At 62.3% G+C, this 22,314-nt stretch carries 22 protein-coding genes; 10 read left to right on the forward strand and 12 right to left on the reverse strand.

The features are described from left to right. Positions 1-78 precede the first annotated feature (78 nt). A complete protein-coding gene (locus B0G74_RS09070; RefSeq protein ID WP_132374489.1) occupies positions 79-1,536 on the reverse strand; it encodes a cytosine permease in 1,458 nt (485 codons plus the stop codon). Positions 1,537-1,943: 407 nt separating this feature from the next. Here B0G74_RS09070 and B0G74_RS09075 point away from each other — a divergent pair, with 407 nt between their 5' ends. The 5 genes from B0G74_RS09075 to B0G74_RS09095 all read left to right on the forward strand — a co-directional run bounded on the left by B0G74_RS09075 (position 1,944) and on the right by B0G74_RS09095 (position 5,361). Next, the gene (locus B0G74_RS09075) at positions 1,944-2,411 is read left to right on the forward strand and encodes a FecR domain-containing protein (RefSeq protein ID WP_132374490.1); all 468 of its coding nucleotides are present in this window, start codon (positions 1,944-1,946) and stop codon (positions 2,409-2,411) included. Between the two features lie 47 nt (positions 2,412-2,458). Next, positions 2,459-3,022 carry an OmpA family protein gene (locus B0G74_RS09080; RefSeq protein ID WP_243658151.1) on the forward strand — a complete coding sequence of 188 codons (564 nt, stop codon included), beginning with the start codon at positions 2,459-2,461 and terminating at the stop codon, positions 3,020-3,022. Positions 3,023-3,060: 38 nt separating this feature from the next. Next, positions 3,061-4,545 (forward strand): CHASE2 domain-containing protein, encoded by a 1,485-nt coding sequence (locus B0G74_RS09085; protein ID WP_132374492.1) that lies wholly within the window; start codon positions 3,061-3,063, stop codon positions 4,543-4,545. A gap of 46 nt (positions 4,546-4,591) precedes the next feature. Then, positions 4,592-4,822, forward strand: a complete 231-nt coding sequence (locus B0G74_RS09090) for a hypothetical protein (RefSeq protein WP_132374493.1) — start codon at positions 4,592-4,594, stop codon at positions 4,820-4,822. 95 nt (positions 4,823-4,917) lie between these two features. Beyond that, positions 4,918-5,361, forward strand: a complete 444-nt coding sequence (locus B0G74_RS09095) for a hypothetical protein (protein WP_132374494.1) — start codon at positions 4,918-4,920, stop codon at positions 5,359-5,361. A gap of 75 nt (positions 5,362-5,436) precedes the next feature. On the opposite strand, the gene B0G74_RS09100 is transcribed toward B0G74_RS09095, so the two are convergent. Next, entirely contained in the window at positions 5,437-5,877 is a 441-nt protein-coding gene (locus B0G74_RS09100) for an NUDIX domain-containing protein (protein ID WP_132374495.1), read from the reverse strand. A 348-nt stretch (positions 5,878-6,225) separates the two neighbouring features. Beyond that, entirely contained in the window at positions 6,226-6,657 is a 432-nt protein-coding gene (locus B0G74_RS46540; protein WP_243658152.1) for a hypothetical protein, read from the reverse strand. Positions 6,658-6,673: 16 nt separating this feature from the next. Here B0G74_RS46540 and B0G74_RS09110 point away from each other — a divergent pair, with 16 nt between their 5' ends. Next, positions 6,674-6,985, forward strand: coding sequence for a hypothetical protein (locus tag B0G74_RS09110; RefSeq protein WP_132374496.1), 312 nt, complete (start codon positions 6,674-6,676; stop codon positions 6,983-6,985). 36 nt (positions 6,986-7,021) lie between these two features. Here B0G74_RS09110 and B0G74_RS09115 read toward each other — a convergent pair whose 3' ends face one another. The 3 genes from B0G74_RS09115 to B0G74_RS09125 all read right to left on the reverse strand — a co-directional run bounded on the left by B0G74_RS09115 (position 7,022) and on the right by B0G74_RS09125 (position 10,960). Beyond that, positions 7,022-7,714 (reverse strand): NnrU family protein, encoded by a 693-nt coding sequence (locus B0G74_RS09115; protein WP_132374497.1) that lies wholly within the window; start codon positions 7,712-7,714, stop codon positions 7,022-7,024. Between the two features lie 252 nt (positions 7,715-7,966). Next, the gene (katG, locus tag B0G74_RS09120) at positions 7,967-10,228 is read right to left on the reverse strand and encodes a catalase/peroxidase HPI (RefSeq protein WP_132374498.1); all 2,262 of its coding nucleotides are present in this window, start codon (positions 10,226-10,228) and stop codon (positions 7,967-7,969) included. 543 nt (positions 10,229-10,771) lie between these two features. Further along, positions 10,772-10,960 carry a hypothetical protein gene (locus tag B0G74_RS09125; protein ID WP_132374499.1) on the reverse strand — a complete coding sequence of 63 codons (189 nt, stop codon included), beginning with the start codon at positions 10,958-10,960 and terminating at the stop codon, positions 10,772-10,774. A 265-nt stretch (positions 10,961-11,225) separates the two neighbouring features. Here B0G74_RS09125 and B0G74_RS09130 point away from each other — a divergent pair, with 265 nt between their 5' ends. Beyond that, positions 11,226-11,588, forward strand: a complete 363-nt coding sequence (locus B0G74_RS09130; RefSeq protein WP_132374500.1) for a hypothetical protein — start codon at positions 11,226-11,228, stop codon at positions 11,586-11,588. 265 nt (positions 11,589-11,853) lie between these two features. Here B0G74_RS09130 and B0G74_RS09135 read toward each other — a convergent pair whose 3' ends face one another. The 5 genes from B0G74_RS09135 to B0G74_RS09155 all read right to left on the reverse strand — a co-directional run bounded on the left by B0G74_RS09135 (position 11,854) and on the right by B0G74_RS09155 (position 18,289). Then, positions 11,854-12,591: an aspartate/glutamate racemase family protein gene (locus B0G74_RS09135; protein ID WP_132374501.1), complete on the reverse strand. Its 738-nt coding sequence runs from the start codon at positions 12,589-12,591 to the stop codon at positions 11,854-11,856. Next, positions 12,588-13,805, reverse strand: coding sequence for a DUF917 domain-containing protein (locus B0G74_RS09140; protein WP_132374502.1), 1,218 nt, complete (start codon positions 13,803-13,805; stop codon positions 12,588-12,590). The genes B0G74_RS09135 and B0G74_RS09140 overlap by 4 nt, the downstream gene beginning before the upstream one ends. After that, a complete protein-coding gene (locus B0G74_RS09145; RefSeq protein ID WP_132374503.1) occupies positions 13,795-16,113 on the reverse strand; it encodes a sigma-54 dependent transcriptional regulator in 2,319 nt (772 codons plus the stop codon). Before B0G74_RS09145 ends, B0G74_RS09140 begins: the two co-directional genes overlap by 11 nt. 388 nt (positions 16,114-16,501) lie before the next feature. Beyond that, complete coding sequence (locus B0G74_RS09150) at positions 16,502-17,197, reverse strand: PAS domain-containing protein (RefSeq protein WP_279388568.1); 696 nt, start codon at positions 17,195-17,197, stop codon at positions 16,502-16,504. Positions 17,198-17,320: 123 nt separating this feature from the next. After that, the gene (locus tag B0G74_RS09155; RefSeq protein WP_132374505.1) at positions 17,321-18,289 is read right to left on the reverse strand and encodes an ornithine cyclodeaminase family protein; all 969 of its coding nucleotides are present in this window, start codon (positions 18,287-18,289) and stop codon (positions 17,321-17,323) included. Between the two features lie 239 nt (positions 18,290-18,528). On the opposite strand from B0G74_RS09155, the gene B0G74_RS09160 reads away from it, so the two are divergent. The 3 genes from B0G74_RS09160 (at position 18,529) to B0G74_RS09170 (ending at position 21,846) form a co-directional block, all read left to right on the forward strand. Next, positions 18,529-19,317, forward strand: a complete 789-nt coding sequence (locus B0G74_RS09160) for an ABC transporter substrate-binding protein (RefSeq protein ID WP_132374506.1) — start codon at positions 18,529-18,531, stop codon at positions 19,315-19,317. Between the two features lie 117 nt (positions 19,318-19,434). Beyond that, the gene (locus tag B0G74_RS09165) at positions 19,435-20,676 is read left to right on the forward strand and encodes an FAD-binding oxidoreductase (RefSeq protein WP_132374507.1); all 1,242 of its coding nucleotides are present in this window, start codon (positions 19,435-19,437) and stop codon (positions 20,674-20,676) included. A 45-nt stretch (positions 20,677-20,721) separates the two neighbouring features. After that, the gene (locus B0G74_RS09170) at positions 20,722-21,846 is read left to right on the forward strand and encodes an aminotransferase (protein WP_132374508.1); all 1,125 of its coding nucleotides are present in this window, start codon (positions 20,722-20,724) and stop codon (positions 21,844-21,846) included. Between the two features lie 28 nt (positions 21,847-21,874). On the opposite strand, the gene B0G74_RS09175 is transcribed toward B0G74_RS09170, so the two are convergent. Beyond that, positions 21,875-22,276 (reverse strand): hypothetical protein, encoded by a 402-nt coding sequence (locus B0G74_RS09175; RefSeq protein ID WP_132376896.1) that lies wholly within the window; start codon positions 22,274-22,276, stop codon positions 21,875-21,877. Positions 22,277-22,314: the final 38 nt, after the last annotated feature.

Here is a 22,314-nt window from a genome sequence, read left to right on the forward strand (position 1 = left end):
GATGCAGCGCGCGCTAATGCTTGACTCTGCCTCGTGGAGCTGAACGCGGGTCACCGCATCCAGCTCCACGAAGAAGCCTTAAGCGCGGGTCGTCGCAATGGCGGTACGTGGCCGCAGCGTCGCCATGATCAGATAGGTGCCGCCACCGATCAACACGCCGAAGAACCAGCCATAGGTGTTCCACCAGACCGGCAGCAGGTTGGTGAAGTTCGGCAGAAAGGTCGAAAACACGCTGCCGATCGCCGCCGCGATCAACGCGTTGACGTTCCAGCCGCCTTCGTAACGGTACTCGCCATGCTCCTGATAGAGCGCCGCAACGTTGATGTTGCCCTTGGCCACCAGATAGTAGTCCACCAGAATGATCCCCAACAACGGGCCCATCGTCGCGCCGATGGCGTTGACGAAGTGCGCGGCGTTGCCTTCCCACGGCGCGAACGGGTAGAGCACCAGCGCGATGGCCGCGGCAATATAGCCGCCTTTCTTGAAGCTGATCTGCTTGGGGAACACGTTGGAGATGTCGAACGCCGCCGAGACGAAATTGGCGACCACGTTGATGCCCAGCGTGGCGACCGCGAAGGTCAGCGCCGCGATGAGCGCCAGTACCCAGCTGTCGAACTTGGCTGAGATCTGCTCGGGGTGCAGCAGGACTTCGCCATACACCTTGAAGGCGGCGATGGTGGTGATGCCCGCGACCAGCGAGAACGCGATCAGGTTGACCGGCAGGCCCCACAGATTGCCTTTCTTCACGGCTTCGCGATTCTTTGCGTAGCGCGAGAAGTCGCAAAAGTTCAGGTACAGCGCCGCGAAGTAGGTGATCCAGGTCGCGCCCACTGCCATCAGCGCCCAGAACGAGCCCGGCTCGCCGCTGACACCGGCGTCTTTGGTTTTGTCGAGCAGCACGTCCATCGGAATGCCGTGCGAGAACGAGAAGCCGCCGGCCTTCACGCACAGGCCGATCGCGAGAATCAGCATCGCGACCCACACCGCCGGGCCGGCCCAGTCCTGAAACTTGCGCACCGTCTCCATGCCCTTCTGGATGATGAGCAACTGCAGCGCCCAGATCACCACGTAGCAGATCACCTCCAACCCGGAGTGGCCGAGGAAGTGCGTGCCCTTGTAGAACGTCATCATGCTGTCGTTGCGGATAAGCAGAGCGACCAGCGCGCCCGCTGCCGCGGCCGTCTGCGCGCCGTACCAGAAGCAGGCCACCACGGCGCGCACCAGCGCCGCGAGGTTGGCGCCCCACACGCCGAAGGAGGCGCGCGCCAGCACCGGGTAGGGCACGCCGGTCTTCTCGCCGGCGTAGCCGATCAGGTTCATCAGCGCGAAGATCACCAGCGAGCCGATTCCAATCGCCAGCACGAAGTTCGTAAACGTGCCGCACAGCAGGAACAGGCTGGCTGCGAGGTAGTAGCCCCAGAGGCTGTGCACGTCCGAAGTCCAGACGTTGAAGATGCTGAAGGCGCCCCAGTTGCGCACCCTTGAAGGGGCGAGATCTTCGTTGTAGAGGCCGGGGGAAGGGTTGCGGATTTCCATCTGTCTTCTCCTTTGAGTTCGTGGAACTGAGGAAACACCGCCGGAAGTCCTGGGCGGCAATCCCCCCGCGTCTGAAGCAAGCTCGTATGCAAGAACTGTATGCACTTTGATGCGCAGTTCTGAATGGGTTAACCCTTAATCGAGAGGCGCGGCGACGCAAACAGGCTGCCAATCAAGTGTCTCGTGGCGATATGCGCGGAAGCGCACAGAGTCACCCAGGGGCGCGGCGCTAGTCTGATGGATGCCGTAGAAAAGCCTCCCCGGCTTCCAGGAACCGTATTTCTGCAAGTCTTTCGCAAGCCCCAGCTCTGCGAGCGGTCAGGCAATGATTGCTCACAACACCAGGTCGACATCAGGGAGCCGCGCTGTCCCGCGGAATGCAGCGTTTACGCCATCAGGTGCCACCGATGCGTCTCCAAGCCGCCCAATATGCGTTGCTTCTAGCCTGCGGATGCATGGCTGTCGCGGATGCACTTGCCGACGATGCTGCCGGCGTCGTCAAGACCGTCAAGGGCACGGTGCAGATCGAGCGGTCCGGAGCAAGTTCGGGCGCGGCCATCGGCAGCGAGGTGTATGGCAAGGATCGTATCGTGACCGGCCCGCAGTCCTCCGTCGGCATCACGCTGCGTGACACCACCCAGCTCTCGGCCGGCGCCGATACCATCCTCGACCTCAACAAATTCGCATTCAATACCACGACCCATGACGGCGTGCTCGACGCCTCCGTCAAACGCGGCTCACTGGCCGTGATTTCCGGAAAACTGGCGAAGGCGAATCCGGATGCCGTCCGTTTCAGCACACCGACCACCACGCTTGGCGTGCGCGGCACTGAGTTCATCATCGAAGTCGGGGATAAAGGGGAGGGCGCACATTGAAGGCTGCAATCCGACGTCGCGGGCTGGCATGGGCAGCGGCATTCGTCATGCTGGCCTTGCTGGCCGCGTGCAGCACTCCGGACAAAATCATTCTATTGCCGGATCCCGACGGCAAGGTCGGCGCGGTCGTTGTCCACAGCGCGACCGGCGAGCAGACCATAGACAAGGCTTACGCCGGAGTCGACGTCACGAAGAGCGGCTCCATTGAAAAAACGCTGGATAGCCAGTCCACTGTGCAGGCACGATATGGTGAACTGCTCGCGGCCCGGCCGCCGCGCCCCATGACCTTCACGATCTTTTTTCTCTTCGACTCCGCCACCGAATTGGCCCCGGAGTCGGCCGCCACGGTTAAGAAACTGAAGGCCGTTCTTGCGACCTGGCCTGCGCCCCAACTCGTGGTGGTCGGTCATACCGATCTCGCCGGCTCGCAGGACTTCAATGACAAACTGTCCATGCAGCGGGCGCAGACGGTGGCGACGTTCCTGATCAAGCAAGGCATTCCTGCCCAACAGATTGAGATCGCCGCGCGGGGCAAACGCGAGCCACTGGTCCCCACGGCGGATGGCGTTCCCCATCGCATGAACCGGCGCGCGGTCATCACCGTCCAATGACCCGCGCCAGTCATCGGCGCTAAGTGGCCTTTCCGTCGATGAAACGCTATTTCGACCCATGGATTGCCCGGACCAGGCATCTGCTGAAGGCCGCCCAGGGGCGTCCGGTGGCGCTGGCGTTATTGTTCGGCCTGAGCCTGCTCAATCTGACCAGCGAATGGCCGAGCGACATACCGCGTCCGGCTTTCGTCGACGCGCTCGACGCGGCGCTGCCTGATTCCTTCAAAACCGCCCGGCAAATTCTGTTCGATCAGTATCAACGTCACTTCCCGCGGGTTCCGACCGCGCAGCCCGTGACCATCGTGGAGATCGACGAGGAGACGCTGGCGACCGTCGGTCAATGGCCGTGGCCGCGAAATCGACTCGCGAGCCTGGTCGATGCCGTCGACGCACTGAAACCGCTGGCCATCGGTCTCGACATCTACATGCCCGAACCGGATCAGACCTCGCCCGACAAGGTGGCCGCCAATCTGCCGAAATCGGCTGCGGCTCTGGCGGCCGGCTTGCGGGCGCTGCCCAGTCACGAGGCCATTCTCGAGCGATCGTTGCGCGCCGCGCCGACCATCCTGGGCGCCGCGCCGCTCGATCACGCAACCTCCGCCGCCAGCACCGATCTGCGCAGTGCGCCGATCCTCGTGCATGGCGCCGACCCACTCGACTCTGTGCAACGCTTCGACTATGTGCTCGCCAGCTTGCCCGAATTGCAGGCGGCGGCTCACGGTCAGGCGATGCTGAGCGTGGCACTCGAACAAGGCGTGGTCCGGCATATTCCGTTGATCATGGGTTTGCGGGAGAAGCTGGTCCCCAGTCTGCCGATGGAAATGCTCCGCCTCGCCACCGGATCATCGGCGATCGACGTGTTTGCCGACACATCGGGCGTGCAGGCGGTGGGCGTCGCGGATGTGCAGGTGCCCACGCAACCCGGCGGCGACATCTGGTTGCATTTCGCATCCATTCGCTCGACGCTGAGCCGCTACGTGTCGGCGCGCGACGTCCTGCAGGGCACAGTCGACCCCGACCGGATCCGCAACAAGCTGGTGCTGGTCGGCCTGACCGGCGCGGGCGTCACCGACATGCGCACGACCGCGCTGGGCGAACTGGTGCCAGGTATCGAGATTCAGGCGCAAGTGATCGAGACGATCGTCGAGGGGCGTTTCCTGCGTCGGCCCACCTGGCTGAAATGGGCGGAAAGCGCCTTCATCATGACGTTCGGGCTGCTGATCATCTGGTACGTGCCGCGCCGCCAATCGCGGCTTGCGGTCTTCATCCGCGCCGTCCCAAAGGGTTCCACCGTTCTGGGCTTACTCCTGCATCTGCTGAATGTTTTGTGCTGCTTCCTGATTTTTATTCGTTTCGGGCTGCTGGTCGATGCGGCCTCGATATTTATTATCCTGTCCGCCGTGATGGGCTGCTTTCTTACGCCCGCATTGCTTCATGCCGACGAACCAGGCAGAACAGAAACCACGCACGCGCAGGGGCGTGAAGAAGCCGACGGTCGCACGGGCAAGGCGCCAGGACCCTGAGGGAAACGCTGATCATGGGGTGCGTCGGTCAGCGACGAAAAGCTCCATGCAGGTGAAGCGCGCCCGCCTGAATGATGTCGGCTTGCAGCGCATCCGGCTGCAATTCTACGAGTCATCCAGGCGAGCACGAAACGTCATTATTCCATCGAATCATGGCGTCTGGGTGACCGCGCACGTTAAAGAGCTGCGGACGAATTTCACACTGGGCACGCATGGCAAACGCGGCCGTTACTCGTTGACGGGACGACTCGAACTGCGGATTTGCTGCGCTGCGTAAACGCCGGTAATCGGCACATCCTCCACGTCCGCGACTCATGCCGCCAAATAACCGTATATACTGTTTATACCGTTAATTTTTGCATGGAGATCCTGATGAGTGAGCCGAGCCTCAAGAAAGCAACGAAGAAGACTTTTCATTTCCCGAAGGGTGCTGGCGCCGCCCCCGAAACTGAGAGCGACGTTGCCGAGCCAACCGCGAGCGTCGCGGTAAAAAAGAAGAGCGCAAGCGCGAAGAAAGTGCCGAAGGAAAAGACGGTTGCCGCTGACAAGGCCGCGCCTGTCAAAGCAACTGTGGCGGTCAAAGACAAGCGCGCGAAGAAAGAGAAAGTCGTGCGTGACAGCTTCACAATGCCGAAGTCCGACTACGACAAAATTGCTGCGCTGAAACAGAAATGCCTGGAGGCTGGTGTGTCCGTGAAGAAGAGCGAAATTCTGCGCGCTGGATTGGTTCTGCTCGAATCCGCGGCACTGAAGCGTCTCCTTGCAGCCGTGTCCGCTGTGGAGCAGGTCAAGACGGGGCGCCCGGCAAAGTCGTAGGCCTCGACGAGCTTTGATTCGCTGTAGATGCCGCCCATTCAGGTCGTGATGGCTATGCTGGCCGGGGCGGTTTCATCAGCGAGAGAATTGGGCTCCGATATCGGCTGCCTGGTCATAGTCGCTGGGCAGTCTTGACGCGCCGTTGGACGCCATGGCCAATACTTCAACGATTCCCTTCGTAGAAGTACTGACCGGCAGATTGGCTACCTCCGTGACCTTCGCCCAGGTACAACGCGTAATTTCGTTGCTGGGCACGGGCTGCCCGCCATCGGCAATCGTCGCAACGAATACATGATGACAGGTGTGGATGCCGGTGAAGCCGAACATGTACCGCATGTCCATTGCATGAAGGCGCGTTTCCTCCATCAATTCGCGCATCGCGGTTTCACGAAGATCTTCCCCTGTCACGGGCTTGCCGCCAGGTAGCGACCAACGGGTGCCTTCCCGGCTGACCAGGAGGATTCGCCTGCCAAGCTGGCAGACAACAGTCGCTCGTTGCTTCACGGTGTCTCTCATGTTTTTCGCCGCGTTGTGTAGAGCACGTCGCATGCCGGGGATCTGGCGAAGCGGTGCGACACTGCGGTCACTATCGTCGGGACAGCGACAGAATTTCTGCGCCGTGCCGGCCGTCCGGGCCAGGGACGGTGCAACCACCGATCGTCGTTTCAAAGTGTGACAATAGTGTGGCGACGGCGCAGCGGCGAATTTCATATGCGGCGTGGCGCGGGCGATCGAGGCTCGTCCGAGGCGCGTCTTTTCCCCGCAAGCCTTCCGGGTCGCCGACGCGACCATCGGTCTCAAGGTGATTCAAGGAAGTGCCGCGCGGCGCGGCTCAGGCTCGATCGTCGCCGCGGGCGATTGAACTCACGCGACGTCGGTAGTAAGCCGGTCGCGCGCACCGCTATTTGCCAGGCTTTCTAACGCCTGGCTTCCGTCCGTGCGAGCGGCGTCCTCGACCGCGAAGGTTCGTTCGCTGAAGGCGATCAGTTTGAATCCGCTTCCCTTCGCGCGCGGGACCGTGATGCCCCAATGCCAGCCTCCGGCTTGCTCGAAGACATGCAATACAGGGACGGTTGGAGTGTGTGAAGACTGAGAAGTCGTCATGGCGCATTCTCCCGTCATATTGCGACCGTGGGTGCCCAATTGCAGTTGCCCCGTCCTCAGTCTACAGGTATTTGCTGCGCTGCAATATGGCGACCGTGGTAAAAATGTCAAATGACGACCCGTCACAATTTTGAAAAGATTCACCGCCCGCTGAGATGTGCGACCATGAATTGACGAATTTTCGATCGACATGATCTACGGGGGCTCCATGGGTAGCCATTCGCTCATTTGGGCAGCGGTGCCGCACAACAGTGACGGCGTCGTCTTTCAGATTCGCATCGTCCACGGACTTCAACGTTTCTACGTCTCGCGACGCGTGCTCGAAGATGTGTTCGACCTCGAACCACGAGCTTCCGACGCGAAACAACTGCAGCACTTCTATTCGCATCTGACGCGCATCCTGGCCCGAGCCAGCGTGAAGCGGTCGTTCTCCGGTCCCGATACGGTTCCACTCCAGGCCGCCGATTTCATCTCGACGAGCAGAGAGCAGTTCACATCGAGTCGGCATGCAGTGGCATGAAGCGCGGCTTGAGCGACGGCATTGACGAGGCTGCGTCTACAACCAGCGCCAGATGCCCGCCGCCCAGCCGGTGAGCGGGATATGAGCCCAGGTCGCCGCAAGCCAGACGACCAGCCCGCCCAGCAGCGCGTGCATGCCGAACCCGCTCAGCCGCGCACGACCGGCGGCGATCGCCGCGAACGGCAGGTAGCTGGTCTTCGCTTCCCATGCGGGCCAGAGATCGGGTTGGAGTTGCTGCTTCTTGCGGTCCTGCAGCGCGGCGCCGACGAGCGCGAGGATCACCATGGCCGCTGCAAGAATAATGTTCTTGGCCACGGGGAACACGGCGATGTGGCACAGCCCCCAAAGCGCGAACGACCACATCATCGGGTGACGCGTGATCGCGAATACGCCGCGGGCCGCGTCGGGAAACGAGCCGGGCCGGCCGCCGGTGGGCAGCGCCGGATTGCGGATCAGGGAACCCATCAGCAGGATCGACGCAATCAGCATGATCACGGTCGCAATCGCCCAGAGCCCGTCGCCTACCGGCCATAGCGGTGCGGAGAGGGGCGCCTTTCCGTAAGCCACGATCAGCCAGCCGAGCGTCAGGAACGCAACCAGCGAATAGACGCCCTGGAACGCCGTTTCGCCAATTGCGCGAACCAACGGTCCGCGCAGTGGATGGGATAAGAGAAAGTGGCTGCCCAGGAAGGCGACTGCCGCTGCCGCAACTGCACTGGTGCTTCCCATTGATCCGGCTCCTCAAGTCGTTGACCGTATCGCCCTCATTGTCGATGACGCGGTGCGCGGGCTCTTGATCTTGAAACAGGATTTCGCCCATCCGCCACTCTCGCACACTCCCACATCGTTTCGCGCAAAAACAAACGGTGCGGCTCCGATACAGCGGGGCTCGCACCGTTGGTTTAACCTGGCAGTTTATCTTTCGCCCGGCGGGGCAACGTTCCGTCAGGGCGGCAACCCTGACGGAACCGCGGCGCCCGCTCAGGCGAGATCGAACCGGTCGAGGTTCATCACCTTGACCCACGCGGCAACGAAGTCGCTGACGAATTTCTCCTTGCCGTCCTCGCTTGCATAGACTTCGGACAGCGCCCGCAACTGCGCGTGCGAACCGAACACCAGATCGACGCGGCTGCCGGTCCACTTCAACTCGCCGGTTTTGCGGTCACGTCCCTCGAACACGTCCTGGGCCGACGAGGCCGGCTTCCATTCCGTGCCCATGTCGAGCAGGTTGCGGAAGAAGTCGTTGGTCAGGGTCTCCGGCTTGCTGGTAAAGGTGGCTTGCGGATTCTGCCCGGTTCCTACCTTCAGGGCGCGCAAGCCGCCGATCAGCACCGTCATCTCCGGTGCGGTCAACGTCAGCAATTGCGCCTTGTCGATCAGTAGAGCCTCAGCCGGAACGCCGACTTTGCCCTTCAGATAGTTGCGGAAACCATCGGCGAATGGTTCGAGCGCGCCGACGGACTCGACGTCAGTCTGCTCCTGCGAGGCGTCCATGCGTCCCGGCGCGAACGGCACCGTCACCTGATGGCCGGCGCTCTTTGCCGCCTGTTCGATGCCGGCGTTACCCGCCAGCACGATCAGGTCCGCCAGCGAGATTTTCTTGCCGCCGGACTGCGCGCCGTTGAACTCGCTCTGGATGCCTTCGAGGACCTTCAGCACCTTCGCCAGTTGCTCGGGCTGGTTGACGGCCCAGTCTTTCTGCGGCGCGAGGCGAATGCGCGCGCCGTTGGCGCCGCCACGCTTGTCCGAGCCGCGGAAGGTCGACGCCGACGCCCAGGCCGTCGACACCAGTTGCGAGACGGGCAGCCCCGACGCCAGGATCTTCTGCTTGAGCGAGGCCACGTCCTGGTCATTGACGAGCGGGTGGTCGACTGCCGGAATGGGGTCCTGCCAGATCAGTTCTTCAGCAGGCACTTCCGGCCCGAGGTAGCGGGCACGCGGTCCCATGTCGCGGTGAGTCAGCTTGAACCATGCACGGGCGAAGGCATCGGCGAGCTGGTCGGGATTGTCCAGAAAGCGTCGCGAAATCTTCTCGTAGACGGGGTCCATGCGCAGCGAGAGGTCGGTGGTGAGCATCGTCGGCCGGCGCTTTTTCGACGGATCGTAAGCGTGCGGGATCGTCTCGTCGGCGCCCTTGGCGACCCATTGGTTGGCGCCGGCCGGGCTCTTGGTCAGTTCCCATTCGTACTTGAACAGGTTCTCGAAGAAACCGTTGCCCCATTTCGTCGGCGTGGTGGTCCAGGTGACTTCCAGACCGCTGGTGATGGCGTCGGCGCCCTTGCCGGTGCCGAAGCTGTTCTTCCAGCCGAGCCCCTGGTTCGCGAGATCGGCGGACTCGGGTTCGGGACCGACGTTGTCGGCCGGACCTGCGCCATGCGTCTTGCCGAAGGTGTGGCCGCCGGCGATCAGCGCGACCGTTTCCTCGTCGTTCATGGCCATGCGAGCGAAAGTTTCGCGGATGTCGTGTGCGGCGGCGATTGGGTCCGGATTACCGTCGGGACCTTCCGGGTTGACATAGATCAGGCCCATCTGCACGGCGCCCAGCGGATTTTCCAGGTTGCGTCCGTTGTCGTCGCGGCTGACCTCTTCGCCGTGCTTCTGTTCGTCCGCGACGATCACGCCGCCGTCGTCGTTATCGCCCGCGGCTCCCTTGCCATAACGGACGTCGCCGCCCAGCCACGTCTTTTCGTTGCCCCAGTAGACGTCCAGGTCCGGCTCCCAGGTGTCGGGGCGACCACCGCCGAAGCCGAAGGTCTTGAAGCCCATGGTTTCGAGCGCGACGTTGCCGGTGAGGATCAGCAGATCCGCCCAGGAAATTTTCTGGCCATACTTTTGCTTGATCGGCCAGAGCAGGCGGCGCGCCTTGTCGAGGCTGACGTTGTCCGGCCAGCTGTTGAGCGGCGCGAAGCGCTGCTGGCCGCGCCCGGCGCCGCCGCGGCCGTCGCCGATGCGGTACGTGCCGGCACTGTGCCAGGCCATGCGGATGAAGAGCGGCCCGTAGTGGCCGAAGTCCGCTGGCCACCAATCCTGCGAATCGGTCATCAGCGCGGCGAGGTCCTTTTTCACCGCCGCCAGATCGAGGCTCTTGAAAGCCTCCGCGTAATTGAAGCCGCCGTCCAGCGGGTCCGACCTGCTTGAGTGCTGGCTTAGCAGGTCCAGCCGCAGCTGCTTCGGCCACCAGTCACGGTTCGTCGTGCCGCCGCCGGCAGTATGGTTGAACGGGCACTTTGCTTCGGTTGACATGCGCTATCTCCTTGAGAGGACGTACCCACTATTTGTTCTGTTACGGTGTCTGTCTTCTGTGGCGCATTGCACGATCCCGCGCCGAGGGGGCTGCCGGAACATTACCTGGTGGGCTCTTGTGGGGGTACTGGGTGTACCACTGCGATAACCCGACGCACATGCTCTCCATCCGATACGGATATCGTGGCATGCATTGGACGAGCATAGCTCGCGTCGGCAGGCCTGCTGCTGCAACTCAAAATATAGGTGAGAGTCACCATCAATAGAATGAGATTAAGGCAATGCCGTCGATAGTACACGCCTATGAAATGCCGCGGGTTTTCGGTGTCATAGGCGGCAATGGCCGGCGCCATTGCCGGGGCGGCCGAAGGCGGCGACGTTGCGGCAAGTGGACGAAACCAGTGACGGCGTTCGGGCGAACACCGGCGGAAAAAGGGGATGCGACCGGCTGGACCCAGCCGATTCATTTGACTGAAAGCGTTGTGTTTGCTCGTTGCCGGGCGGTCCGCCAAATAAGGCCAACCGGCTACCGAAGCGTGTCGCCTAACCGTTCAGTTCGGCAACGAGCCGGGACAGACGGGCAATGCGATAGCCGAACAGAGGCGCGTGTGGACAATTTTTCAGATGCTCGACGCGGTCGCGCCAATAGGTGGGCGGAAAGGGCTCTCGCGACGCGCAGGCAATTACGCGTTCCAGATGAACGAGTTCGCTTTCGAAAATGTGGTGATGCATTGTTTGAAACCCCGTAAATGGCCAGTGTGGTCGACTCGCGAGGTCTAACAGTCTGACGCCGCGTAGGGTTGCCAGTAGCAGATTCTGTTCCACGCCTGGATCCGCGTTTTCACCGCGGTCGGCGCAGACTGATTAGAAAGAACGAGCCGCCGCTGCTTGTCCCCGGAAGGGAGGGCAACGACGGTCGAACCCCGTAGCAGCTCGCCTGGTGCATAGCCAGACGGTTTCCGCCATTTCGCAGTCGCGCATCGCAACGAACTTCTCTATGGAAGCATTCGGTCGCGATGCGCTGACACACGACAGTCACAACTACAACAACTGCACAGCCCTCTCTCGGTCTGTTGCCAACGACTCGACATCGTTGGACTCGATCGGCGCGTCAATTATTGTTCGGATCACTAACCGAATGGCCTCGCTGAATAGCGGCGGCCCGGGTGTCGGCGGCGCCGGCGATTCGGCAGCAATCTGCTCGTCGCCGGACGTCGGTGTGTCGAACGCTTTGCAGCGCGTGATCTTGTTGGTCTCTCAGGTTCCCCCGGTTTGTCGGACGGATTTGCTGCGTGTTCCGGAAACCGCCTGTCCAGGGTGTTTTTTAAGGCGGCATCTTGTCTCATTATTTAAGCAATGACTGTGCCAGGCATCGAAACTGCACCGGAGCGGGCGTGCCGGAAAATTTCACGCGCGAAATTGGTCACTCTCGTCCATGCATACCCAGAAGACTGGACGATTTCGTCCAATTGACGGTATCCGGCAGGGCGAGAGGGCGCTTTCGTCCACATGGGAACGAAAGGCGATTGCGAGGCAGGGGAAAAACGCGGAACTGGAAGGCGAGAGAATCCGGCGCGGCAAGCGCGCCGCGCCGGACGAGCACGGAGAGAAGTGAAGTGTCCCGCTTACGACTGGAGACTGACCTTGCTATAAGTCAACCGGCTCGGGCGTACCTTCATCCGCACCAGCGAGACAAGGAAGCTGAAGCCGGTCTGATTCGGATCGATCACCGGCACATACGCGCCGAGCGCCTCGCCGAGCAGCGTGGAGACGCGGCTCGCGACGTCGACGAAACCCGTGCAGCCGAGCAGAATGGCTTGCGCGCCGTCGTCCTTGATGGCCTTCAGCGCCGCCTCGAAGGTGCGAACGACCACCACGTCGACGTTATCGAGCTGCGCGACCGGGCAATCGATCGCGCGGATCGACGCGAACGTGTCCTGGATGCCATAGGTCTGCGGATGACCGCGCTGCATCGCCAGCGTGCTTTGCAGGATCGTGATGATCGAGAACCGCTGGCTGAGCATCAAAGCCGCGAAGGCCGAAGCGGGAAAACCGCCGATGATCGGAATGTCGATGACTTCGCGCGCGGCCTCGACGCCGCACATATCGAAGTCGGTCAGCCAGATGCCGTCGAAACCGTCGTTGGCAATGGACTGCGCGAGTTCGACCACCGGCATGCCGTTCTGCAGCCAGTTCGTGCGGCTCTCGATATCGGGATGCCCCTCGGTGATATTGCGAATTTCGACCTGCACGTCCGGCGGCACGACCGGCGCGATGGCTTTCATGATGCGGTCGTTGTAGGCCGATGTGGCGACGGGCACGAGTACGCAGATGCGCAGAGGTGAGTTCGAAGGCGAGGTCATGATGCGTCTGCCTTGCGCGCGGACTGCAGCGACTCAAGCGGCACATACGGCCCGAGATAGCCGAGCGAGTTCAGCAACTGCATGAAGCTGTCGAGAATCAGGCCGGGCTTGCGCAATTCGGCTTCGGCACGCCAGGCGATCAGCGTCACGGGGCGCTTGCCGATCACCGGGTTCAACGAACCGTCATCCTTGAGCAGGTCGCCGTTGCTGAAGATCGCCTGACCTTCGCCGCCAACGAAATACGCGACGCTGTCCGGCGCCAGCACGATCGGCTGCGGACATGCGCTGTCCCACGCGAGCAGCGACTCGTTCTGGTACATCACCGTATAGGTGCGCTGTCCGGCCTGAATATGAACCTTGCCGACGTCGAAACCGCCGCTCGTATCGACTTCGGCGGAGACCAACTCGCCGGGCTCCGAGATGGCGCGCGCGGCGAGCCCGCAATGTTCGGCGAGATAGCCGATCATCTGCTGGGCGCTGCCGATCCGCCCGGCCTGCACCGCGCGCCCGAGCTCCAGTGCGCGCGTCAAGGTGCCATGAATCGGCGTCGCGCGACGGATGTCGGCCGGCTTCATCACCCACATCGCGAGGCCGCCGAACTGGCCGAACTCGGGATCGGCGACGACCGGACGCATCATCTGCTCGACGATCGCCGACACGTCGCGTTGATGGGTCGGGCCACCCTGGTTGCTGGCGCGCGGCGTCACGTCGAGTTCGACGCACAGGCCGCCCTGGCTCACGAGGAACGCCGGGCGCGGATCGATCTCGGCGGCCGCGAAGGTGAGCATCGGCAGCGAGGGCACGGCGCGGCCGGCGCCGTCGGCGTCGATCACCGCGAGGCCGAGTTTCGCGGCCACGAGCGCCGCCACCGTGAAGCCCAGCGCGCCGCTTTCCGGCGGCATCACGTAGGCGAGCTTCGTCGCTTGCGAGGCGAGGCGGGCCCGGACGTTCTGCACGGCGGTCACGGGTCCGATCGGATAGACGGCGGAATTGATCGCTTCAGGCGCGCCGAGATAGGCGACCATGACGGCCGCGCCTTCGGTGGCCTCGTCGACCGACACCACTTTGACCGTGTCGGACGGGTAATAGTCGCCGGTGACGAAATGCTCGGCCAGATGCCGCGCGGATTCGATCGTGCCACCGCCGCCGCTTCCGAAGAACGCTGCTCCCAATAGCAGCGGTTCCAGATCTTCCCGGCGTAATTCATATGCCATTTGCGATTCCTTTACTGTCGAGGTTGAAAGAAGCGTCCTGCTGAAGTTCGGCAAGCAAATTCGCGGCACTGGTGACGCGCGTGGTCGGATCCGTCGTCAGCGAGCGCAGACCGCGCTCGAGTGTGTCGATGGCTTCTGCGCCGCGGCCGATGGAGCGCAGCAGATCTGCGAGGTAGCGCGCGGCGTCCACGCGCGCCGGCACCGAGCCGAAGGCGAGCGCGGTGGACAGCGCGGTGCGCAGACCGAGTTCGGCGGCGTTCACATCGCCGAGGGCCCACTGCGCGCGCGCCCGGGTGACCAGCAGTTCGCCCAGGTAGACACGTTCCTGACGGGCGAGGGTCTCGTCGATCGCGGTGGCGAGAATCGCCTCGCAGGCCTTCGCGCGGCCGGCGCGCAGCAGCAGTTCGCCGTGCTGCCACGTCTTGAAGGAATAGAACAGCGCGCCGCCATTGCAAACGACGTGGTTGTCGTAGCCGTCGAGCATGACGGTTTCCGCTTCGTCGGAATGGCCGAGCGCGCTGAGGTGGCAGGCGCGGAGCACTTGGCCCACACCGCGATAGAACGCGAAGCCGTTCGCGATCGACACCGATTCGAGTTCGCTCGCGAGACTGCCTAGCCGGTCGACGTCATCGAACAGGCAGGCGAGCCAGGCGGCGCCCTGCAGATTGACGGCGTGAGCGAGCGCGTGCGCGCCCGGTTCGGACGCGCGCAGGATCAACATCTCCATGGCGCGCCGCGCCTGCCCGAATGCGCCGATCTGATAGGCGGCCAGCCCTTCGAAAGTCAACGCGAGGCTGGCCAGATCGATCCCTTGCGAGCCGGTACGGGTGTCGTTGCGCCCCACGCTGAGCAGGTTGCCGCGCGCGAGACAGGCCAGCGCTTCCTCGCTGTCGCCAAGCCAGAAAAGCGTGTTGGTCATCGCGACGTGAGCTTCGTCGAGTGAGACCCGGTCGCCGCCATTCTGTGCGCGCTCCAGCATGTTCTGCGCGGTGGCGCGCGCCTGCTTGAGCTGAAGCGTCGTCAACTGCGTGGTCCAGATGCCGAACTGGATCGCGGCGATTTCGGCGGGCTCGCAAACGCCTTCGCCGATCGTCAGCGCGGCGGCGTAGCAGGCGGTGGCCTCCGCATACAGCCAGCCGTGCACGCTGCGCAAGCTCATGCCGAGCAGCCGGTACGCGTCGAACTGCAGACGGCGCACCGCCTCCTGTTCGTGGGGCGTCTGCAACAAGTCGAGGCAGCGGCGCAACAGCGGAATGGCTTCGGCGAACTTCGACTCCTCGATCAGCGCGCTCGCATGTTCGAGACACTTGCGCGCTTCCCGGTGATGTTCCTCGCGTGACTTCAGACGCCGCTCGATGGTCTTGCGGCCCACGCCGAGCATGGTTGCGGCCGCACTCTTGTTGCCGCTGGTCCGCTCGAGCGCGCGGTCGATCAACAGGTCCTCGGCGGCCGCGAGCTTGTCGCGGCCTTCGAGTTGCAGCAGCATGTCGGCGAGGCTCGCGCGCGACACCGGTCCGCTGGTTTCGTTGGCGAGAAACGGTTCGAGCGAGTCGACATCGATGAGCGTGTTTTCGGCGAGCACGCTCAACTGGCTGATCAGATTGCGCAATTGCCGGATATGCCCCGGCCACGAATGCTGGCAAAGCCGCCGGATGGCAGCCGGCGAGAACTCGAGACGGCGCGCGTGCTGTGATGCGAAATGGGTGACCAGCGCCGGGATGTCCTCGATGCGCTGCTCGAGTCCGGGCACTGCCAGCACGAAAACCGCGAGCCGATAGAACAGGTCCTCGCGGAATAACCCTTCACGCGCAAGTTCACGCAGGTCGCGGTGGGTCGCGGCGACGACGCGCCCGGCGAAATGCAGATTGGTGGACGAACCGATCGGACGGAAGGTGCGCGTTTCAAGCACGCGCAACAGCTTGGGTTGCAACGCAAGCGGCAGTTCGCCGATTTCGTCGAGCAGCAGCGTACCCTTGCCGACCTGCTGGAAAAGTCCCTGGCGGTTTTCGCCCGCGCCGGTGAACGCGCCTTTGACATGCCCGAATAGTTCGGCTTCGACGAGGTTTTCTGGAATCGCGCCGCAGTTGACGTCGACGAACGGTTGGTCCTGGCGCTGGCTGTGGGCATGCACGCGGCGAGCCACCAGTTCCTTACCCGAACCGGTCGGGCCGAAGATGAGCAAAGGATGTTCGGTCGGGGCGACCCGATCGATCATGCGGACCAGTTGGCGAAATGCCGGGGCGCCGCCCACGAAGGCGCCCGAATCTGCCTTGTCGTGGGCGAACGGAACGACAGGGGTGTAACTCATTGCAATGCACGCTCCACTTGAACCGCGCGTGGCGCTACGCGGAAATTGCCGTCGAAAGGACGGGACGGACGGTCATGCATCGAGCGCGTTTCCGGCGAAATCTTCCGGTTACGTTGTCGGGACCGTCCGCCGCAAGAAGAGACAGAGTATGACGGCTTGTTGCCGATCTTGTCCTTGTCGAAATTAATCCTGGCCGGAGGTTGATGAAAGCTTGCGGCGCTGCCGCCGATTCGGCGACAGGCATGGTATAGGGCGTGTAAAGGCAAGGCACGAATGGGTATTGGCCGCGACGGCGAAAGCGCGCCTGGCCGATTGACGATGCGTTACCCTGATAACGGCGTTTCAGCGATGATTCTTTAATGGAAGTCGGACTTCCTATCAAGCCCTATCAGGCTGCCGCGCCTCGCAGATCCCTGATATGTTGATAGACCGTGGCACGCCCCATCCCGAGTACGTTCGCCACATAATTCGCCGCGCTTTTCCCCTTGAATGCGCCCTCGGCCCACAGCGCTTCGACCAGTTCGCGGCGGTGGTCGCGAGTCAGGGAGTTCAATGCCAACTGGCGCTCCTGAAGCCACGTGTGGAGAAACGTGTTGATGCGCTCCTGCCAGTCGTCCTTGAACAGTTCCTCGGGCTGTTTCACCACGCCGGCGCCGGAGATCACGCGGTCGATGACATGCTTCACGTCTTCGAATACCGCAATGTTGTAGTTCACGCACATCACGCCGATGGCGGCCTCGGCGTCGTCGAAGAGCACGGTGCTGACGCAGCGCATGCGCCTGCCATCCCAGTTGATCTTTTCATACGGGCCGATAGTGCCGGACTCGGCTGAATGGTCCATTTCTTCCAGCGCCGACTCGTCGCCCAGTTCGCGCTTGGACAGGTTGTTGGCTATGTAGGCCACGGTCTGGCTTTGCAAGTCATGGATGACAATTTCGACGTACGGGAAGAACAGCAGCGCGATGCCGTCGGCGACCCGGCTGTAGCGATCCAGAAGAAGCCGGCGCGCGGCTGTGGTCTTGGTCTTGCGCATAGGGATGGGTGAAGTTCCAGTTTTCGGAAAGTCCGCAGCGTGTTGCGTCATGGTGCTGCAAGTCCGTGTGTTATCCGCCATTTTGCCATGAGCGGGATCTCGGTCCAGTTGCTCTCCCGGCGCTCGTCGCGCCGTGCTGGACCTGCTCATCGCACGCCCTGTGTCACCGCAATGTCACGCATCCCGCTGCGTCAAATACCTGAAGAGTTCGAACGCGATGGCCACGTCTTCCAGGCCAAGTCCGATCGAGCGAAAAAACGCGTGTTTGTGATAGGACGGCTTTTGCGCGACGCCCGAAACGAGTTCGGGCAAATCAGCCACGACGTTGTCGGCGGACCATCCGTGTCGCTGCGCGGCCAACTTCATTTCGCCCGCGCTGGCCGGCGTGGTTTGCCGGTAGTCGCAATAGACGTCCATGGTGGGAATCCATGAGGGTGGAATTTCGTGCGCGTTCACAGCGTTGGTGCTGATCGACGTAATGAGCGCTGGCTTGCCGAGCATGCCTTCGTGCAGCACGGGCGTACCCGATGAGGTGCACAAGGCCACCACATCGGCTTCGCGCACGCAATCTTCAATCGTGTTGGAAACGACGACGCGCTTGTCGAGGGCCGCGACCGCCGCGCGCTTCGCCGCGTTGTCCTTGAGATCGGGCGAGAACACCTGAATCGAGCGCCACTGACGCACCGACGCCAGGTGGCGCAGATGCGCCTGGCCCACCGCGCCCGAGCCGATGATCGCGAGTTTTCCCGCATCGGGCGCGGCGAGGTGCTCGACGGCAAGCGCCGTTGCACCGGCGGTGCGCTCGATCGTGAGCAAGCCGGCATCGCACCACATCAACGGCTGTCCCGTTTCCATCGACATCAGCGCGGTCCACGCGGTAATGACCGGCTTCGTTGGCGTGACGATGTACGGCGACAGTTTCGCGCCGAATACCTTGGCGCTCGCCATCACGCCGAGGTACGTAATGAAGTCTCCCGCGCCGCCTGGAAACAGAGTCAGCGTTTGGGGCGGCTGCACCGCGGCGTCGTTGCCGAGCGAGCGAAACATCTGCGTCAACGCATCGCGCACGTCGAGATGAGGTAGGGCTTCGCGAACGGTTTCCTGGTCGACGATCAACGGAACGGCTTTTTCTATCTTGCTCATTGGATTGCTCTCCACAACGTTGCCGGCCTCCGGCGTGGAAGCAATTCTAAAGTCAAAAAGTCCAGTCTGGACTTTTATTTTGAAAATTGCTTGCTTTTACCGGAGTCCAGAATAGACTGTTGATCCAGAGAGAGTGTGAGGCCGGCTTCGCCCGGCGCCCCATGCGCCGTCTCGAGGCTTTGCAGTCAGCCGTTGTCCGTGCCCTCAATTCGCGATGCCCAACTACCCAGGGAGCCACCATGCTTCAGAAGCTGTCACTTTCAATTTTCGTCGCTGCTGCGTTGCTCGGTTCGGTCGGCACCGTCAGCGCGGAGACTCAAAACACCTTGCGCTTCGGCATCGAGGCAGCGTATCCGCCGTTCGAAAGCAAATCGCCGACGGGGCAACTGGAGGGCTTCGACGTCGACGTCGGCAACGCTGTTTGCGCCAAGATGGGCGTGAAATGCGAGTGGGTGGAGAATGCATTCGACGGGCTGATTCCCGCCTTGCAGGCCCGCAAATTCGATGTGATCAATTCGGCCATGAATATCACCGCAAAGCGCAAGCAGACGATCGATTTCACGCGGCCGATCTATGTCGTGCCGATCGTGATGGTGGCCAAGCGCGGTTCGGGCTTGATGCCTGACGTGAAGAGTTTGCAAGGCAAACGCGTGGGCGTGCTGCAGGCGTCGTCGCAGGAAGATTTCCTGAAACGCCACTGGGCGAATGCCGGCGTGTCGATCGTCTCATACGCCGACCAGGATCAGGTGTACACCGACCTCGTGGCGGGGCGGCTCGATGCGGCCGTTCAGGAAGCGCAGACTGTTCAGGACGGTTTCCTGAACAAGCCCGCAGGCCATGACTATGCGATTGCCGGCCAACCGCTCAGCGATCCGGCGACGCTCGGCGAAGGGACCGGTTTCGGTTTGCGCAAGGGCGACAAGGCGCTGGCCGGGAAGATCGATGCCGCGCTCGACGCGCTGAAAAAAGACGGCACGCTCAGCGCGCTTTCGCAGAAGTACTTCAAACGCGACATCATTGCGAAGTAAGGCGTTGTCGAACTAGTGCGAACCGGTGCGAACCGGTGCGAACGGATTCGCGCCGGACCCGCGCGCGAGTTGTCGCATGCGCGCTTCCGGTCCCGTCAGTGAAAGCAGAGCGAGCGTATGGATTTCGATGTAATCGTGCTGGGCGCCGGGATCGTCGGCGTGTCGTCCGCGCTGCACTTGCAGGATCGCGGCCAACGGGTGGCGCTGGTCGATCGGCGCGGTCCGGGTGAAGAAACCAGTTTCGGCAACGCCGGCCTGATCGAGAGTTCGTCGGTCGTTCCGTACGCTTTTCCGCGCAATCTAGGCACACTGCTGCGCTATGCGCGCAATCGCTCGACCGATCTTTACTGGGACTATCGGGCGCTGCCGTCTTTTGCAGGCTGGCTCGCCCGTTTCTGGTGGGAGTCGTCCCCCGAGCGGCTGATGGCCGCGGCGCACGACATGCTGCCGCTGATCCGGCAAAGCGTTGCGGAGCACGATGCGCTGATCGAGCGTGCCGGCCTCGAGCAACTATCGAGTGACAAAGGCTGGATCGAGGCGTTTCGCACGCCGGCGGAATTCTCGCGGCAGGCGGCCGCCGCCGAAGTAACGGCAAGTACCTATGGACTGCATGTAGCGGCGCTCGATGCCGCGGCGTTGGCCGCGCGCGAACCCGGCGTCGCGACGGGATTCTGCGGAGCGTTGCATTGGCAGGATCCGAAAAGCATTGTCAACCCCGGCGCGTTGACGAAAGGCTACGCACGTCTGTTCGAGCAGGGCGGCGGCGCGTTGTTGATCGGCGAAGCGACGACGTTGAAGGCGGAAGGCGGCGCGTGGACCGTTGAAACCTCATCGGGCAGGATCAGCGCGCGGGACGTCGTCGTGGCGCTGGGCCCGTGGTCGGATCAGGTGTTCGCGCCGCTCGGATATCGTATTCCACTGCGGGCCAAACGCGGCTATCACATGCACTACCAACCCACGAAGCCGATCCTCTCGATGCCGCTCGTAGACTCGCAGCAGGGTTACGTGGTGGCGCCGATGGAAGGGCGCCTTCGGCTGACCACGGGCGTCGAAATAGCCCGGCGCGATGCAAAGCCGACAGGGATCCAGCTGGAGCGCGCCGAGCGCACTGCCAGACCGACATTCGGTCTCGGTGCGCGGCTCGACGAGCGTCCGTGGCTCGGCTTGCGTCCGTGCACGCCCGACATGCGGCCGGTCATTGGGCCTGCGGCTCGCCATAAAGGGCTCTGGTTTGCGTTCGGCCACAACCACCACGGATTGACGCTCGGCCCGGTGACAGGCCGTTTGCTGGCGGAAATGATGACCGGCGCTCAGCCATTTATCGATGCGCGTCCATTCCGTCCCGAGCGGTTCGGCTAGCTGTTCATCAACGGATCGCCTGATTGAATAACAAAGGAGAGTGACATGAAGATCAAGGACTTCGGCGTCGAGCGGTGGATGGATCTGTACGAAACCAGGTGTACGTACAACCTGGCGGAAACCTGCGTGGAATCGCTGACCGTCGATCAGTTGCTGACGCTCGCCAACAAACAGGACAGCATTCTCGACGAGCTACGCGCGCTCAAGCTCACATACGGTGCAATCGAAGGTTCGACCCGGCTGCGTGAAGCGATCTCGGCAATGTACGCGCGCCAGTCGCCGGAGAATCTGATCGTCACGCACGGCGCTATCGGCGGCAACGCGCTGGTGTATGAAACCCTGGTCGAGCCTGGCGACACGGTGATTTCCGTTCTGCCGACCTACCAGCAGCACTATTCGATTCCCGAGAGCTACGGCGCCGACGTGCGAATCCTGAAGCTGCGGGAGGAGCACCGGTTTCTTCCCGATCTCGCGGAACTGCGCAGTCTCGTCAACGATAAAACCCGACTCATCGCGATCAATAACCCGAACAATCCGACCGGCTCGCTGATGGACGAGGCGTTCCTCGCCGAGATCAGCGAGATTGCGCGTTCGTGCGGTGCATATGTGCTATGCGACGAGGTATATCGCGGCACCGATCAGGAAGGCAGTGGCTATACCGCTTCGATTGCGGATGTGTACGAGCGCGGCATCAGTACCGGCAGCATGTCCAAAACATACTCGCTCGCGGGACTTCGGCTCGGCTGGATCGCCGGTCCGAAGGATCTGATCCGCGCCGTCGCGATTCATCGCGACTACAACACGATCAGCGTCGGCATGATCGACGATCATTTCGCCTCCATCGCGCTGGAGAACCGCAAGGCGATTCTAGCCCGCAATCACGACATCGTGCGGACCAACCTGGCGATCGTGGACGCGTGGATTGCCAAAGAACCGGCTATGTCTTATATCAAGCCGAAGTCGGGAACCACAGCATTGTTGAAATTCGACCTGCCGATGTCGTCGCTTGAATTCTGCGTGGAGCTGATCGAACAGACCGGCGTGATGCTGACGCCGGGCAGTGCGCTCGACATGGAAGGTTACGTGCGCCTTGGATACGCCAACAATCGCGACATACTCGAAACAGGACTCGCCAAAGTTTCAGAATTTCTCGCGAAGTATCGAGCCTGATTCATTGTCGACCGGGACGTGAGGGCATTCACTCCTCGCACTTCACGTCCTGCCTACGCACGACGATGATCACCGGATAGGTCCCGTGTTCGAGTTCCACGCGTGCGACGACGGACATCGTCTCATTGTCGACATCGTCGTACACGCTGACCTTTTCATTCCGCAGGCTCGTGAGGCCGGTACAACCGGACGCGCGGCCCTCGTCGGAAACCTTGCATTGAATCGGGTTGTCCGCAAGGAAGCGATATCGGTCCCGGTTGGGGGTCGCCAGGTATTCACGAAAACTCTGCGCCGATCCGCCGATGCCGGTGACATACCCAATCGCGCACTGCAGCTTGGGTGTGTCGCTGCTTCCGGCTGTCTGGGCTGTCGCGGCCGTGCTGGCGGCCGCGATGAGCGCCGCGAATGTCGATGCAAGAAGGTATTTCATGGCGCGAATCACGATGGTCGGACGAAGTGCTGGATTGT

This window comes from Paraburkholderia sp. BL9I2N2 (genome assembly GCF_004339745.1).
In the GTDB taxonomy this organism is placed as follows: Bacteria; Pseudomonadota; Gammaproteobacteria; order Burkholderiales; family Burkholderiaceae; genus Paraburkholderia.

Coding starts and splice junctions, on each gene's coding strand:
- B0G74_RS09095 (WP_132374494.1), top strand. CDS start 4,918: ATGAGTGAGCCGAGCCTCAAGAAAGCAACGAAGAAGACTTTTCATTTC.
- B0G74_RS46540 (WP_243658152.1), bottom strand. CDS start 6,657: ATGTCGATCGAAAATTCGTCAATTCATGGTCGCACATCTCAGCGGGCG.
- B0G74_RS09165 (WP_132374507.1), top strand. CDS start 19,435: ATGGATTTCGATGTAATCGTGCTGGGCGCCGGGATCGTCGGCGTGTCG.
- B0G74_RS09080 (WP_243658151.1), top strand. CDS start 2,459: ATGCTGGCCTTGCTGGCCGCGTGCAGCACTCCGGACAAAATCATTCTA.
- B0G74_RS09130 (WP_132374500.1), top strand. CDS start 11,226: ATGGAAGCATTCGGTCGCGATGCGCTGACACACGACAGTCACAACTAC.
- B0G74_RS09175 (WP_132376896.1), bottom strand. CDS start 22,276: ATGAAATACCTTCTTGCATCGACATTCGCGGCGCTCATCGCGGCCGCC.
- B0G74_RS09160 (WP_132374506.1), top strand. CDS start 18,529: ATGCTTCAGAAGCTGTCACTTTCAATTTTCGTCGCTGCTGCGTTGCTC.
- B0G74_RS09090 (WP_132374493.1), top strand. CDS start 4,592: ATGCAGGTGAAGCGCGCCCGCCTGAATGATGTCGGCTTGCAGCGCATC.
- B0G74_RS09070 (WP_132374489.1), bottom strand. CDS start 1,536: ATGGAAATCCGCAACCCTTCCCCCGGCCTCTACAACGAAGATCTCGCC.
- B0G74_RS09170 (WP_132374508.1), top strand. CDS start 20,722: ATGAAGATCAAGGACTTCGGCGTCGAGCGGTGGATGGATCTGTACGAA.
- B0G74_RS09110 (WP_132374496.1), top strand. CDS start 6,674: ATGGGTAGCCATTCGCTCATTTGGGCAGCGGTGCCGCACAACAGTGAC.
- B0G74_RS09100 (WP_132374495.1), bottom strand. CDS start 5,877: ATGAGAGACACCGTGAAGCAACGAGCGACTGTTGTCTGCCAGCTTGGC.
- B0G74_RS09155 (WP_132374505.1), bottom strand. CDS start 18,289: ATGAGCAAGATAGAAAAAGCCGTTCCGTTGATCGTCGACCAGGAAACC.
- B0G74_RS09150 (WP_279388568.1), bottom strand. CDS start 17,197: ATGACGCAACACGCTGCGGACTTTCCGAAAACTGGAACTTCACCCATC.
- B0G74_RS09125 (WP_132374499.1), bottom strand. CDS start 10,960: ATGCATCACCACATTTTCGAAAGCGAACTCGTTCATCTGGAACGCGTA.
- katG (WP_132374498.1), bottom strand. CDS start 10,228: ATGTCAACCGAAGCAAAGTGCCCGTTCAACCATACTGCCGGCGGCGGC.
- B0G74_RS09145 (WP_132374503.1), bottom strand. CDS start 16,113: ATGAGTTACACCCCTGTCGTTCCGTTCGCCCACGACAAGGCAGATTCG.
- B0G74_RS09135 (WP_132374501.1), bottom strand. CDS start 12,591: ATGACCTCGCCTTCGAACTCACCTCTGCGCATCTGCGTACTCGTGCCC.
- B0G74_RS09075 (WP_132374490.1), top strand. CDS start 1,944: ATGCGTCTCCAAGCCGCCCAATATGCGTTGCTTCTAGCCTGCGGATGC.
- B0G74_RS09115 (WP_132374497.1), bottom strand. CDS start 7,714: ATGGGAAGCACCAGTGCAGTTGCGGCAGCGGCAGTCGCCTTCCTGGGC.
- B0G74_RS09140 (WP_132374502.1), bottom strand. CDS start 13,805: ATGGCATATGAATTACGCCGGGAAGATCTGGAACCGCTGCTATTGGGA.
- B0G74_RS09085 (WP_132374492.1), top strand. CDS start 3,061: ATGAAACGCTATTTCGACCCATGGATTGCCCGGACCAGGCATCTGCTG.